This is a genomic window from Marinobacter antarcticus (assembly GCF_900142385.1).
In the GTDB taxonomy this organism is placed as follows: domain Bacteria; phylum Pseudomonadota; class Gammaproteobacteria; order Pseudomonadales; family Oleiphilaceae; genus Marinobacter; species Marinobacter antarcticus.
Window position 1 is genome coordinate 442,639 of the sequence record NZ_FRAQ01000002.1, and the last position, 13,477, is coordinate 456,115.

General features: G+C 55.5%; 12 protein-coding genes. 4 read left to right on the forward strand and 8 right to left on the reverse strand.

The window, feature by feature from the left end:
* Positions 1-168 precede the first annotated feature (168 nt).
* Positions 169-2,217 (reverse strand): TonB-dependent receptor family protein, encoded by a 2,049-nt coding sequence (locus tag BUA49_RS13415; protein ID WP_072798469.1) that lies wholly within the window; start codon positions 2,215-2,217, stop codon positions 169-171.
* A 258-nt stretch (positions 2,218-2,475) separates the two neighbouring features.
* On the opposite strand from BUA49_RS13415, the gene BUA49_RS13420 reads away from it, so the two are divergent.
* Positions 2,476-3,810 carry a glutamine synthetase family protein gene (locus BUA49_RS13420; RefSeq protein WP_072798692.1) on the forward strand — a complete coding sequence of 445 codons (1,335 nt, stop codon included), beginning with the start codon at positions 2,476-2,478 and terminating at the stop codon, positions 3,808-3,810.
* 7 nt (positions 3,811-3,817) lie between these two features.
* On the opposite strand, the gene BUA49_RS13425 is transcribed toward BUA49_RS13420, so the two are convergent.
* From BUA49_RS13425 to BUA49_RS13455, 7 genes are all read right to left on the reverse strand, one after another.
* Positions 3,818-5,101 (reverse strand): NAD(P)/FAD-dependent oxidoreductase, encoded by a 1,284-nt coding sequence (locus BUA49_RS13425; protein WP_072798470.1) that lies wholly within the window; start codon positions 5,099-5,101, stop codon positions 3,818-3,820.
* A 41-nt stretch (positions 5,102-5,142) separates the two neighbouring features.
* The gene (locus BUA49_RS13430) at positions 5,143-6,264 is read right to left on the reverse strand and encodes an esterase/lipase family protein (protein ID WP_228704491.1); all 1,122 of its coding nucleotides are present in this window, start codon (positions 6,262-6,264) and stop codon (positions 5,143-5,145) included.
* Between the two features lie 164 nt (positions 6,265-6,428).
* Entirely contained in the window at positions 6,429-6,899 is a 471-nt protein-coding gene (locus BUA49_RS13435; RefSeq protein WP_072798694.1) for a MarR family winged helix-turn-helix transcriptional regulator, read from the reverse strand.
* An 83-nt stretch (positions 6,900-6,982) separates the two neighbouring features.
* Positions 6,983-8,122, reverse strand: a complete 1,140-nt coding sequence (gene aliB, locus BUA49_RS13440) for a cyclohexanecarboxyl-CoA dehydrogenase (protein WP_072798472.1) — start codon at positions 8,120-8,122, stop codon at positions 6,983-6,985.
* Between the two features lie 24 nt (positions 8,123-8,146).
* Positions 8,147-8,929 (reverse strand): enoyl-CoA hydratase-related protein, encoded by a 783-nt coding sequence (locus tag BUA49_RS13445; RefSeq protein WP_072798474.1) that lies wholly within the window; start codon positions 8,927-8,929, stop codon positions 8,147-8,149.
* Between the two features lie 32 nt (positions 8,930-8,961).
* Positions 8,962-9,729 carry an SDR family NAD(P)-dependent oxidoreductase gene (locus BUA49_RS13450; RefSeq protein WP_072798476.1) on the reverse strand — a complete coding sequence of 256 codons (768 nt, stop codon included), beginning with the start codon at positions 9,727-9,729 and terminating at the stop codon, positions 8,962-8,964.
* Positions 9,730-9,761: 32 nt separating this feature from the next.
* The gene (locus BUA49_RS13455) at positions 9,762-11,426 is read right to left on the reverse strand and encodes an AMP-binding protein (RefSeq protein ID WP_072798477.1); all 1,665 of its coding nucleotides are present in this window, start codon (positions 11,424-11,426) and stop codon (positions 9,762-9,764) included.
* Positions 11,427-11,869: 443 nt separating this feature from the next.
* Between BUA49_RS13455 and BUA49_RS13460 the strand changes: the two genes are divergently transcribed.
* The 3 genes from BUA49_RS13460 to BUA49_RS13470 all read left to right on the forward strand — a co-directional run bounded on the left by BUA49_RS13460 (position 11,870) and on the right by BUA49_RS13470 (position 13,439).
* Positions 11,870-12,274, forward strand: coding sequence for an antitoxin Xre-like helix-turn-helix domain-containing protein (locus BUA49_RS13460; RefSeq protein ID WP_072798479.1), 405 nt, complete (start codon positions 11,870-11,872; stop codon positions 12,272-12,274).
* On the forward strand, positions 12,274-12,975 hold the full coding sequence (locus BUA49_RS13465) for an RES family NAD+ phosphorylase (protein WP_072798480.1): 702 nt from the start codon (positions 12,274-12,276) through the stop codon (positions 12,973-12,975). The genes BUA49_RS13460 and BUA49_RS13465 overlap by 1 nt, the downstream gene beginning before the upstream one ends.
* Positions 12,976-13,172: 197 nt before the next feature.
* Positions 13,173-13,439 (forward strand): hypothetical protein, encoded by a 267-nt coding sequence (locus tag BUA49_RS13470; RefSeq protein ID WP_072798482.1) that lies wholly within the window; start codon positions 13,173-13,175, stop codon positions 13,437-13,439.
* Positions 13,440-13,477: the final 38 nt, after the last annotated feature.

Genomic DNA, 13,477 nt, shown 5'->3' on the forward strand with positions numbered 1-13,477 from the left:
ACTGAATACGTCTCAAACGCTCCTTGGCTTTCGGCCATGCTATACCTCTGAACCTTTGCCTGTTATTAGCTGTTTGTCAAAGACGTTCGTAAAAACTCTTTGGTAACGGGCTTTTCCCGCCCGAAACAGGCGCGCGTTGCAGTGGCTTTGTCGAGAACGGCTCGGGCTTCAGAAAATGAACTCGAGCCCTGCATACCAGGTGCGCCCTGAGGCCGGCTCAAAGTACCGGTCATTGCTGGCATTAATGCGCACATTGGCGAAGTGATCCTTATCGCCCAGGTTGCGAACGCCGGCAAAGCCTTTCAAAAGAAGATTTCTACCGGCGTATAAGGTGTTCCCGCCACGCAGGTTTACCAGCCAGTAGTCGTCGACTTTTACGTTATTGGCATCGTCGGCCACCATGTCGCCGATATAGCGGGTCTCCAGTGTGGCAAACGGGCCACCGAGGCCATGCCATGTCAGGCGGTTGGACCAGACTTGCTCAGGCAGGCCAGGTAACCGGTTGTCATCGTAAACGTCGCCTCCCGAACGGTATTCATCAAACGTGTAGCTGGCCAGCGTGAGTGCGGTTTCTGCGCGCCAGCTCGGTGAAAAAAGCCAACCGGCGGCAGCCTCGAAACCCTTGCGGGTTGTATCCCCGGCGTTGCGATAGAAGGTCCGGTCATCCGGGCCGGTCAATTCATAGGGAATCAATTCATCGCGCACATCAACCCAGAACAGTGTGAGGTCATAATCAATGCCGGTATCTAACTCACCACGCAGTCCCAGTTCATGATTGAGAGATTTTTGTGGTTCAGTTTCCGGATTGAGCCCGCCCACTCCTGATGGGTTAGCAAACTCCGAGAAGGTGGGCGTTTCGAATGCAGTACTAATATTGGCGTATGCCTGGTGAGATGCCAGATAATGAAAGCTCAAGCCTGCAGAACCGCTCCATTCCCGGAACGTGCGGTTCCCGCTCTGGTCTCCATCCGAGGCAAAATCGTCGTCGACCTTCATGCGAATTTGGTCGAAACGACCGCCAACGGATAAGATCAACTGGTTGGTAAGATTCAGGTCGCTTTGCGCAAACGCGCCCAGAGCGGTCGCCGTTTGCAGTTCGTCTGCAGTCAGGCCTTGCAGGTCGCCGTTGAAGCTCATTTCCCGGCGGGTACGATCATCCCTTTGCTCCCGTGCCTCCACTCCCGCGACATAGCGAAACGGAAGCCCGGCGAACTCAAGAGACTGACGATAATCGGCGCTTGCCCCGAAATAGTCCCGATCGTAGTCGATGCGGCTGTCACCTGGGTAGGGCAGCTGTTGCTCGAAGTTCCGGCGCATGTAGAACGTTTTGGTGCGGAATTCACCCGGCCCCGCAGAAAGATCCTGGTATTGCAGACCAAGTACTTGCTGATCGACGGTTTGCCCCGTGTTGTATTCCTCGGTAAAGCGCCCTGCCTGAGATCGGTCGGTTTCAACCTGCTCAGCAGTTAGTGCGCCAGGATCTTGAGAGCGCGGGTTCTCCAGCAGGTTTATGATGGCCGTCAGCGAACGGTCGTTACCAAGCTCCCGGCGTAGTTTGGTATTGAAAAGGTATTTTTCTACCTTGGCATTATCGCGATAGCCGTCATAGTTAAGTGCTGAAGCGCTTACGCTGTGTGACCAGAGGCCGTTGTTCTGGCTGTTGCTCACTGAGACCTTGCCAAAGCTATCGCTTCCGCCAGTGACGCGAATCGATGTTCCATCGGGCTTACGGCGCCCATCCACCGTGGTTACGCTGATCACTCCACCCGCTGCGTTACCATACAGAACTGAGGCCGGCCCCCGGATAACTTCAATGCGCTCGGCGCTGTCCAGATCAATGGCGTCCAGCTGTGCCTGACCATCCGGCAGTGTGAAGGGAATACCATCAACCATAATGGTAATGCCGCGAACCCCAAAAGGTGCCCGCGCTCCAAATCCACGGATGGCTATGCGCTCACCCTGGGCGAAGTTCTCCTGATTCTGCAGAAAGACGCCTGGAACTTGCCCCAGAGTTTCATCCAGTTTTAACCGGGGCTGGCCCTCACGAATAGAGTCTTGCTCGACCACAGACATGGCGGCGGGAGTTTCGTATAGCGCGCGTTCAATAATGGGCGACGTAACGACTATATCGGCTGCCGGCTGGCCGTACGCTGTCATTGTGATGGATGGCGCTATCAGCCCTGTGAACAACAGTGAGGAGTGTTTTGGTAGTCTCATGAACCTAGTTTAGACGGACGTAAAGTAAAGTTACATAGGACAGCAACACAGGTACGAGGGCCAGAACACGAATGTTATGGTCCGCGCCCTTATTGTTGTTTGATGTTGGAAAAAGGATCCACGGGTCTGGTTGTGAAACCGACACAAGGCTATCCTGCTGCTTGGATAGCAAAAAATGCGCAGCCCTCTACATCGCTGTTATTAAGGGGTTTGTTTTCCGGGCATTTATAGACATGCCGGTAATCTCACGAGATGCATATGACAGCTAATAGAAACACTGAGTTCGACTTCTTTATTACCGACCTGAACGGTAATTTACGTGGAAAACGGATCCCCTCCACCGCGATGGAAAAGGTCATGAAGGAAGGTGTAAAACTGCCTCGATCCGTTGTCGGCTTTGATTTCTGGGGGGCTGACGTTCTTGATAACGGGCTGGTTTTTGAAACCGGGGACAGCGATGGAGTTTGTCTGCCAGTGAGTGATAAAGCTATCCCCGTGCCCTGGGCAGAAAGCCCCCGTGAGCAGATCCTGGCGATGATGTTTAATCCGGACGGCTCAGCATTCGAGGCGGACCCGCGGCAGGTACTCAAGCGCGTTGTAGACAGGTTCAGGGCCCGGGGTCTGCGCCCGGTGATGGCGACCGAGCTGGAATTCTATCTGATGGATGGCGAGTCTGAGACTACACAACGCCCGATTCCGCCGCTGCTGGCCGACGGAGGGCGGCGGCTTTCCAACACCGAGGGTTACGCAGTTGAGGAAATGGATGGGTTTTCTGCTTTTTTTGCTGATATCCGTGAAGCCTGCGACCTCCAGGGCATCGACGCGGATACCATTGTTGCGGAGATGGGCCCCGGCCAGTTCGAGATTAACCTCAACCATGTTGACGATCCAATGTCTGCTGCGGATCAGGCAATCCTGTTCAAGCGGCTGGTCCGTGGCGTTTCACGGAATCATGGTTATGCCGCAACGTTTATGGCCAAGCCCTATGCCGATCAGAGTGGAAACGGCTTTCATGTTCATTTCAGCCTGCTGGACGAAGCGGGTCAGAATGTTTTTGATGATGGCACTGAGCAGGGCAGCACCATAATGAAACAGGCTGTGGCGGGCATGTTAAAAACCATGCCCGACACCATGCTGACTCTTGCGCCCAATCAGAATTCCTACCGTCGGTTCATGCCTGGGGCTCACGCTCCCATGTTTGCGAGCTGGGGATACGAGAACCGGACAGTAGCGCTGCGGATACCCGAGAGTCCCTGCGTTGCTCGTAGAATTGAACATCGGGTGGCAGGTGCCGACGCCAATCCCTATCTGGTTCTGGCATCGGTGCTCGCAGGTGCTCTTTACGGCATTGAGAACGGCCTTGGGCCGACTGATCCGGTTGAAGGCGACGCCTACTCGGAGATCGATGAGTCTATGATGTTGCCCAATAAATGGGAGGATGCGACTGACGCTTTCGAGAATAGCGCGGTACTGCGCGAGTATCTCGGTGAGGAATTTCAGCGTGTCTACACTGCTGCCAAACGGCAGGAGCAGCGTCTGCTTAACGAGCGCATTACCGACGTAGAATATGAAGCTTACCTGGGGCTGTTGTGAATCTGGATCACCCGCCGAGCTGATCGCGCATGTTGTAATACCAGGCTCCCATGGCGGTGAGCGGAATGCGGAGCAAGCGCCCGCCCGGGAAGCTGTACTGGGGCAGACCTGCAAACACGTCGAAACGTTCTGCCTGGCCGCGGATGGCATCGCTGAGTACCTTTCCGGCAAGGTGCGAGCAGGTCACGCCATGACCGCTGTAACCCTGGGCATAGAACACGTTACTGCCGATACGGCCCAGCTGGGGCAGGCGCATCAGAGTAAGAAGGAAGTTGCCTGTCCAGGCGTAATCGATCTTGACGCCCTTCAGTTCCGGGTAGGTTTTAAGCATGTTCGGCACGATCAGAGACTCGATTTTGTCCGGTTCGCGCGCGCCATAGGTCACACCGCCGCCATAGATAAGACGGCCATCGCCAGACAGCCGAAAATAGTCGAGCAGGTAGTTGCAGTCTTCCACGCAGTTATCCTTTGGAAGCAATCGCTTCTGGACCTCATCGGAAAGCGGCTCTGTGGTGATGATTTGAGTCCCGCACGGCATGGCCTTGGATTCGAGCTTCGGGATCAGCCCGTTGAGGTAGGCATTTCCGGCAACCACAACATAGTCCGCCGTAACACTGCCGGATTCAGTTTTAACAATCGCCTTCGCGCCTTCCTGGATGCTGATGGCAGCCGCCCCCTCGTAAATAGTGCCGCCGAGCGATTCGAAAGCTGCCGCTTCTCCCAGTACCAGGTTCAGAGGGTGAAAATGACCACCGGTATGGTCCAGCAGGGCACCGACATAGCGTTTGGAGCCTACGTACACGTTGAGTTGATCGCGGTCCAGTAGCTGCAGTCCCTCGTGGCCGTGAGATTCCCATAGAGCTTTTTTTGCCTGAAGCTCGGAGAACTGACGGGCATTGCAGGCGGCAAAGATTCCGCCCGGTTTGAGATCGCATTCAATATCGTATTGCTTGACAAAACGACGCAGGATACGACCACCTTCGAAGGCCATTCGGCCCATTTCAGCGCCGACGTGCTTGCCGTAGTGTTTCTCGATAAAATCCACATCACGGCTGTAGCTGTTAACGATCTGGCCACCGTTGCGGCCGGATGCACCGAAGCCAATCCGGCTGCCTTCAAGAACAGTAACCTTATAGCCGTTTTCGGCGAGATGCAGGGCGGTCGACATGCCGGTGTAACCGGCACCGATGACGCAAATATCGGTTTTGATATTCTCCTTCAGCGGCGGCCGTATCCGTGTGTCATTGGCGGAAGCTGCATAGAAGGAAGTTGGGTGAGACGGTGCCTGCACGATGTAGCTCCCGAGATTGCTTTGGGTTATTGGTCTGTTATTCAGACCAACCACTCCAGTATCTGATCGTGCACCACCTTGTTGTCGAGGAGGTCCAGGTGGTTTAGCTTTGCGAACACGCGACAGTCTTCCGGGCGTATGGACAACTTTCTCAAATCATCAGAGTGTTGCCCTTTGGCGCTATCCAGCCGGACCAGGAGATCACCCACCATCATGCTTTTGAAATCCGATACGTTATTACCGATAGTTGCGGCTATGAAGTAGTGTCGGGTTCCTTCTCGCAGTGGAACCGGCTTGCGATAGTCCGGGTGGAAGTCATCCTGATCAATGCCCTCCCAATCATCGTCCAGCAAATTGCCATGTCGCAGGTCCTTGATGCCTGCGCTGGTATGCTCGCCCAGAGCAAACGGACTGGCGTAGCGGAACTTCTTCATAACGAAGGTCAACAGATTCCCGGCTTTGGCCAGGGCTGCGCCATGGTGAGGTGAGCCAAGGTAAAGGGCATTTTTCAACAGGCCCGTCCAGGACTGGCCGAGTTCGGTGCCGTACCAGCAGGCGCTGCGAATAACGAGCCCACCCATGCTATGGCCAATCAGGGTCAGCTCCTCGACTTCAATCGGCCAGGCTTCAACTAACGCCTGAAGTTGCTTGCTCAACTCCTTGCCATTGCAGGAAATGTGTCTGCCTGTGTTGTAATTGAGATACAGCGGAGTGAAGCCATGTGCACGCTGCAGTTCTGTACCCAGGTTCCCTTCATTGTGCCCTTTCCAGTACTCATGTGAGAGGCATAAGCCGTGAACCAATACCACGATACGTGGGCTGGCATTCGGAATCATGGCACCGACCTTTTCTGAGCCAGGCAGAACTTTCTCGCCATGGCTGTTGTAGAAATGCATGGTAATCGCCAGAGGATTGTTGCTGGCTTCCAGGTGATCGCCGCATACTCCGTTCAACGCAGCTGCGACTTTCACGCTTTGCGGGGAATGTAAGGGCTCTTCTTCCGTTGAGAATTTATCGAGTGACTGATGCAGTCCGTGCTGCAGCATAGACGTGGTCGACTGAATGACCTGGTAAGTGCGGCCCCGCCGCTCCTCTGGCGGTGCGCCCGCGATGTCGCGTAGCCGGTTCAGCGGGTTAACTTCCCTCGCAATCGTACGATGCATCCTTTCGACAATCTGAGTAACGCCACCCGTAACATCCAGGAGCAGTTGAGCTGAACCGTGTAACGACTTGATTGATATAATTTTTCTGTGCTCCAAAAAGTCGTAAAGAACGGTTGCATAACAGATTGGGAGTCGCCTCATATTTGCTGGTATCGCTCAGTAACTCAGTCCGGGTTTCTCCCGAAGGGTAAAGATATGTTGGTCATGTCGTGTTGCAGTTTTTTGAGCAGATGCAGCAGGCTGACTCCGTCATCAAAACTAAAGCCTTGCAAAGCCTGTTGATAGAAGTCCGCAATGGCGCCCTGAAGTTGCTCCCAGAACTCCCGGCCCGAATCGGTTAACACCACCAACCGGGCGCGCCGATCCTGAGGGTCGGGGACGCGTACCACATGATAGTCCCGCTCCATTCGTTTGAGCACCCCGTCCAGACTCTGCCGGCTGACATGCAGATAATTCTTTAGCTGGTTAAACGATGTGCCTTCATTATAGCCCTCCCGTGACAGGGCGCCTAATACTGCCCATTGCACGGCACTGATGCCCATTTCGTTCTGAACCTGTCGTTGAAGAATGTTCCCGGTCTGAAACAGTCGGAAGAACAGCCTGTTAGGTATGCCTCCGGATTCGTTGACGATCATCTGGTCTCCTGTATGGTCAACATCGCTCTCTGCACAGAGCTCGCTGGCAACTGCGCCCTGTATCACGGCGGAGTCGGGGCGCATCACTTGGGTAAATACTCGCGTGCGATGATATTTTTCATGATTTGCGCGGTGCCGTCACCTATCTGCAAGCCCAAAACATCTCGCAGGCGCTGGGCAAAGGGAAGGTCTTCGCCCCAGCCGGTATGGCCATGGGCCAGCAGGCACTGTTTCACCACATCGAATGCGAGCTTGGGCCCCCACCACTTGTTCATAGCGGCTTCCGCGTTATGGGGCAGGTCGTTGTCCTTGAGCCAGAGCGCATGGTAACACTGCATGCGGGCGGCATGAACGTAGGTCTGGTATTCCGCCAACGGATGGGTCAGGCCCTGGAAGGCGGACAGGTTCTGGCCGAAGGCGGTACGCTCAGTCAGCCACTGCCAGGTTTCATCCAGGGATTGCTGGGCCACTGCCAGACACTGCAGGCCAATCAGCGCGCGGCTGTAATCGAAACCCTGCATCACTTGTTTGAAGCCTTTGCCTTCATCGCCCATCATATTCTTGGCGGGCACTTCGACGTTGTCGAAAAAGATCGAACCGCGACCGATGGCCCGCTGACCATTATCCTCAAACCGCGTGGTGGTAATGCCCGGCGTGTCCATGGGTATCAGGAAGGCGCTGATGCCCGAAGCCCGCTGCTCCACAGTGCCGGTGCGGGCGAATACGACCCCCACGTCGGCCTGGTCGGCCATGGAGATCGAGGTCTTCTCGCCGTTGAGCACGAACACATCACCTTTTCTCTCCGCTTTCAGACGCAGGTTGGCAGCGTCTGAGCCGCCGTGGGGTTCGGTCAGGGCAATGCAGGCTACCTTCTGGCCAGTGATCATGCCGTGCAGCCACTCCTTCGCCAGGTCCGGCGCAGCATGGCTGGCAATGATCTGGCCGTTCAGGGAGACCAGCAGCGGGATGTAACCCACGTTGAAATCACCCCTCGAGATCTCCTCAATGATCAGCCCGATGGTGACGCAATCCAGGCCACTGCCACCGAATTCTTCCGGAAGTTCCCCCCCAAGCAGGCCTATCTCCCCCATCTGTCGTATGACCGAGCGCTCGATCACCCCTTCCTGATCTCGTTTGCGATAGCCCGGAGCCAGAATTTCAGCACTGAATCGGGCGACATTCTCGCGGATCGCGTTTTGTTCTTCATCGAATGCGAAATTCATGGTGTTCTCCGGGCTATCGAAGCGTTACTTGTAATATTTTCGGAAGTCCGGCTTGCGCTTTTCATTGAAAGCCCTGACGCCTTCTTTGGATTCCTCTGTGTCGTAGTACAGGTTGAGAGCCTGCATGCCGAGGGCGCCGATGCCGGCTATGTTGTCGCTGTCTGCGTTGAATGAGCGCTTGGCGATAGTCAGGGCCGTCGGGCTCTTCTCCAGGATTTCGTCACACCATTTCCGCACTTCCTGATCCAGTTCCTCTGGCGGTACGACCGCGTTGACCAGGCCCCAGTCCAGCGCCTGTTGTGCGCTGTACTTCCGGCACAGGTACCAGATTTCCCGGGCGCGTTTTTCACCAACCACCCGTGCCAGGTAAGCGGTTCCGAAGCCGGGATCCACAGATCCCACCTTGGGACCAACCTGACCGAAGATGGCGGTTTCGGAGGCAATGCTCAGGTCGCAGATCACATGCAGCACGTGGCCGCCACCAATGGCAAAGCCGTTTACCCGGGCGATCACGGGCTTTGGTACTTCCCGGATCAGTCGCTGCAGTTCTTCCACCGGCAGGCCGATCAGGCCGCGGCCATCGTACTGGCCATCGTGGGCACTCTGGTCGCCACCGGTACAGAACGCCTTGTCTCCGGCACCGGTGAATACGATAACGCCGATATCCTTGTTCCAGCCGGCACGGTGAAAGGCATCAATCAGATCCATGCAGGTCTGGCCGCGGAACGCGTTGTAGCGATCCGGACGATTGATGGTGATGGTGGCGACGCCGTCGGTCTCGTCGTAGAGGATGTCTTCGTAAGTCATGATGGTTTCTCCGTCGTCGTGAAAGCGTGCGTTTAGCCGGCCATGGTCAGGCCACCGGACACACTGATGACCTGGCCGGTGATGAAATTGGCGTCGTCGCTGGCGAGCAGGGCGATGATGCCGGGGTAGTCTTCTGGCTGGGCCAGGCGCTTCATGGGTACGGCGTTGCGGAAAGCTTCCAGCAGCTTCTCCGGGTTGGGCGCACTCTCTGCCACGCCCTTTAGCAGGGCGGTATCGGTCGGGCCGGGGCAGACCACGTTCAAGCACACGTTCTTGGTGGCCAGTTCCCGTGCGACAGTTTTGCTGAAGCCCACCAACCCAGCCTTGCAGGCGGCGTAGACCGACTCACCGGAGGAGCCGACCCGGGCGGCGTCGGAAGCCACATTGATGACTTTTCCGCCGCCGGCAGCCACCATCTTCGGCAACACCACATGGTGCATGTTCAGAGCACCGGTCAGGTTGACCGCAATCAGCTGGTCCCAGAGGCCCGGTTCGGTCTTGAGGAATGGCATGAAGCGGTCGAAGCCGGCGTTGTTTACCAGCACGGTGGGTACGCCCAAGTCGGTTTCGATGGCTGCCACGGTGTCGATGATGGCGGCGTAATCGGTTATGTCCGCAGTGTAGGCTCTGGCTGTGCCACCGGCCCCGGAGATGAGGTCTGCGGTTTCCCGGGCTGCATTCTCGTCACGGTCCAGTACCGCTACCCGGCAGCCTTCCTCGGCAAAGCGCCGGCAGACCGCGCGGCCAATACCGCCTCCGCCGCCGGTCACGATGACGGTTTTTCCGTTAAGACCTTTCATAGTTCTTTGCTCCTGTGTGTCTGACTCAAAGGTCAGCTGCGCTTTGCTGGTTCCAGATGAACCTCTTTGGCCTGTTCCCGCAGCTTGAATTTCTGGATCTTGCCGGAGGCAGTGCGGGGCATGGCCTCGATCACTTCCAGGTATTCCGGCAGGTAGTTCCTGGACAGTTGTTGTTGAATTAGGTAGTTCTTAACCTCGGCCAGGGTGACGTCCGTGGCGTTATCGTCGAGGGTCACGTAGGCGCATAGGCGCTCGCCCATGCGCTCATCCGGGCAGCCCACCAGAGCCACATCGACGATGCCGGGGAACTTGTAGAGCAGGTTTTCCACCTCAACAACGGGAATGTTCTCACCGCCACGGATGACGACATCCTTGGTGCGGCCGGTGATACGGATATAGCCGTCCTTGTCCATGCGGGCGAGGTCACCGGTGCCGAACCAGCCGTCTTCATCCACGCCATAGAGTTCAGGGCGTTTGAGGTAGCCGACAAACAGGCTGGCACCTCGGACCAGCAGGTTTCCCTCCTCGCCCGTGGGTAGGTCGTTGCCCTGAAAGTCGGTCACTTTCACTTCCATCCAGGGCACGGTCTTGCCGTCTGACTGGCTGGCACGCTCGGGGGGATCTTCCGGGCAAGTCATGGTAACCGCGCCGTTTTCCGTCATGCCCCAGGCAGAAATGATCTTCGCTTTAAGAACCTTGCCGGCCTGCTCGACCACCGCGCTGGGAATTGGCGCACCCGCAGAGACGAAGATGCGCAGCGAATCGAGTTCGCCCTCATGATTGGGGGCTGTTTTGACCAGGTCAGCCAGAAATGGGGTGGCCGCCATGGTAAAGGCGGGTTTCTCCGCGGCGATCACTTTGCACACGTACTCGGCGTCCCAGATGTCCTGAAGAATCACGGTGGAGCCGAGGTAGATGGGCATCATAATGCCGTAGAGAAAGCCGGTCTGGTGCGCCAGGGGGGAGGCCATAAGCGCGGAATCGCCCGATCCCAGGTGCAGTCGGTCGGCATAGGGGCGCACGTTGGAGAACAGGGTGTTGGAGGTGTGCATCACCCCCTTCGGTTCGCCGGTGGTGCCGGAGGTGTAGAGAATCTGGATGACATCATCCGCGGAGGGTTTGCGTTCGCGGAACAGGGCTGCGGTGTCCTGTTGCTCCTCCCAGGCGGTACCCATCAGGCGCTGCTCAAAACTGCGATTGCCTTCGCCACCAATCACCAGCAGCGTTTCCAGTTTGGGCAGCTCCTCCACCAGGCCGTCCATCATGGCTTCGTAATCGAAACCCCGGAACACCTTGGGGATAACCATGAGCCTGGCTTCGCCGAGGCGGAGCATGAAGCGCAACTCCCGCTCGCGGAAAATGGACATCAGCGGATTGAGTATGGCGCCGATACGCATGCAGGCCAGGTGAAGGGCCGTCGTCTGCCACCAGTTGGGCAGCTGGCAGGCCACCACATCGCCTTTCCCGATACCCAGACCGGCGAGGCCGGCGGCCATGCGGGTGACCCGGTCGTTCAGCTCGCGGTAGGTGAGTGCGATACGGGAGTCTTCGGTGACCTGGTAACCGATGATCGCTTCGCGCTCGGGCGTGTTTGCCACCGCGTCGTCCAGGTAGTCGGTGATTAGCTTATCGTTCCAGGCGCCGCTTTGAACCATGGCGGCACGGCGTTCCGGGTTGAGCGAGATGCCTGTTTCCATCTGATTCACCTGTTGTGTCCGATTTGTTGTTATTGGTATCAGACTGCACGAAGCCGGTCTTTTACATTCCGTTTGAAGATACGCCTCACTTAAATAATGTGTCAACATGTTGCTTTAAATAATCGAGTGAGTGATCTCAAGGCCTAATCTCAATAATAATTATTACAAGTAGTTATGGTTCTTTTATAATAATTTACTTTGTAATATATGATGAGATAAGTCGATATATTGATTAAGTTTCGTGAGACTGCAGCGCTGATTCGGCTTAATTGTCCGGAGGTTTGCAATGCTCTGAATAACGCGCTGATGGATGATTTTTTCGAGGCATTGGTAGCTTTGGAAGCGGGCGATGCCATCCCGACTGGAAATGCCATCTCTGTTAACATCTGTACTATATATGCTATATTGATCACATATGGACAGAGTATGTTGAGAGGTGCACCATGACGGCTGTCGTAGAGCGTAGAAGCACAGAAGGTGACCGCGAGGCTGAGAAAGGGCGCGTGGCATTAAAGGGATTCTTCAGGGTAACGGAGGAGTGGAGGTGTAGTGCCGAAGAGCGCAGCAGGCTTCTTGGTGGCCCATCCAGGACAACGCTCTATAATTACGCAAAACTCAACCCCACCAAGCTCTCCAATGATACAATGGAGCGCATCAGTTACATCCTTGGTATATACAAGGCCGTGCAGTTGCTGTACCCAACTCATGAACGGGCCAATCGCAGAATCCGCCTGAAAACGTCTGAAGTACCGTTTTGCGGCAAGTCCGCCATGGAGTTCATGACGCAAGGTTCAATGATGAACCTGATGATGGCCCGCCAATATTTCGACGCCAAGCGGGGGCGGTAATGTTCTCCACCCCTCGGCTGCACCTTCCTGAGTGGGAGGCATACCGCATCATTCCGAGCCATTACCCGCCCATAGACCTTTTCGAGCGCATCTTCGAACCTGACGAATATGAACTGGCGTTTGAGATTGAGGGTATGACAAATCCTCGGCTGCGTGACGAAGCTGGGGATATCGAACTGGTGCAACCGGGCGACCGGATCAGCGGGCCCGGCAGTACACCGGTGATGGCATCGTTCACGCACATTGGCTTTGGAAGCCGTTTTTCTGACAGGCACTTTGGAGCTTACTATGCAGCCAGCAGTCTTGAGGCTGCTATCCGGGAGACCGTTTTTCACAAAGAGCGTGAGATGGCGGCCGCCAATGAAGAATCCATCGAGCTCACCATGAGAGCCTATGTTGGTTGCGTGGCATTAGAGATGCACGACATCCGGGGGCCAGAGTTCGCAGATCTGCATAATCCGGACGCTGATGATTACGCGTTAAGCCAGAAGTTTGCTCGCCGCTGGCGCACCAAGGGATCGAATGGGCTGCTGTATAATAGCGTCCGACATCCTGGCAGTGAGTGTATCGCTGCGTTTAAACCGAAAACTGTGTCCATTCCTGTGCAAGGGCCGCACTTGAAATACTTCTGGGATGGGGATAAACAACGCATTACTCATTGGGCGGAAATAGGGGAGGCGCATTCTCTGATCCGGCCTTGATATTATACGGCATTGCCGAGTAGCACCCGAAAGTCTTTAGTCAGCTTCACTGAGACGAGACGAGTTGTGACAAAGCCATCATCGGTACCAAAACCTCCGCTTCGCTGCGGCCTTGGCACCTTCACCGGACGCCCATTTCGCTGCGCTACATGTGCGCCGCTAAACAAAAGCGTTAACTTTCCAGGAATTACCTTTTAATGCTAGATAAAATTATCATCATCCGAGATTACCTGAAGAAATCCAAAATTCGCTGTACATACAATGCAGCGGCTAAAGCACTAGGTATTAAACCTGCTGATTTCAAAAAACTATTGGTTGATCGCACGCCAGAAAATTCCTGGTTCGTAAATACAGGCGCTGGAGAACCAGTAGGGTACGCTGACAATGAAAAAGACCCTGATCTTTATCGAACAAAACGGATTATTATATCCGCAGAGGTTTTAACCAGAAATCTTGATTTGTGAAAAGTTAACAAGGCGTTGAGAAAGATGGTCTCACATGG

Coding starts and splice junctions, on each gene's coding strand:
- BUA49_RS13450 (WP_072798476.1), bottom strand. CDS start 9,729: ATGAAAGGTCTTAACGGAAAAACCGTCATCGTGACCGGCGGCGGAGGC.
- aliB (WP_072798472.1), bottom strand. CDS start 8,122: ATGAATTTCGCATTCGATGAAGAACAAAACGCGATCCGCGAGAATGTC.
- BUA49_RS13430 (WP_228704491.1), bottom strand. CDS start 6,264: ATGCATCGTACGATTGCGAGGGAAGTTAACCCGCTGAACCGGCTACGC.
- BUA49_RS13465 (WP_072798480.1), top strand. CDS start 12,274: ATGTTCTCCACCCCTCGGCTGCACCTTCCTGAGTGGGAGGCATACCGC.
- BUA49_RS13420 (WP_072798692.1), top strand. CDS start 2,476: ATGACAGCTAATAGAAACACTGAGTTCGACTTCTTTATTACCGACCTG.
- BUA49_RS13460 (WP_072798479.1), top strand. CDS start 11,870: ATGACGGCTGTCGTAGAGCGTAGAAGCACAGAAGGTGACCGCGAGGCT.
- BUA49_RS13435 (WP_072798694.1), bottom strand. CDS start 6,899: ATGATCGTCAACGAATCCGGAGGCATACCTAACAGGCTGTTCTTCCGA.
- BUA49_RS13455 (WP_072798477.1), bottom strand. CDS start 11,426: ATGGAAACAGGCATCTCGCTCAACCCGGAACGCCGTGCCGCCATGGTT.
- BUA49_RS13470 (WP_072798482.1), top strand. CDS start 13,173: ATGCTAGATAAAATTATCATCATCCGAGATTACCTGAAGAAATCCAAA.
- BUA49_RS13415 (WP_072798469.1), bottom strand. CDS start 2,217: ATGAGACTACCAAAACACTCCTCACTGTTGTTCACAGGGCTGATAGCG.
- BUA49_RS13445 (WP_072798474.1), bottom strand. CDS start 8,929: ATGACTTACGAAGACATCCTCTACGACGAGACCGACGGCGTCGCCACC.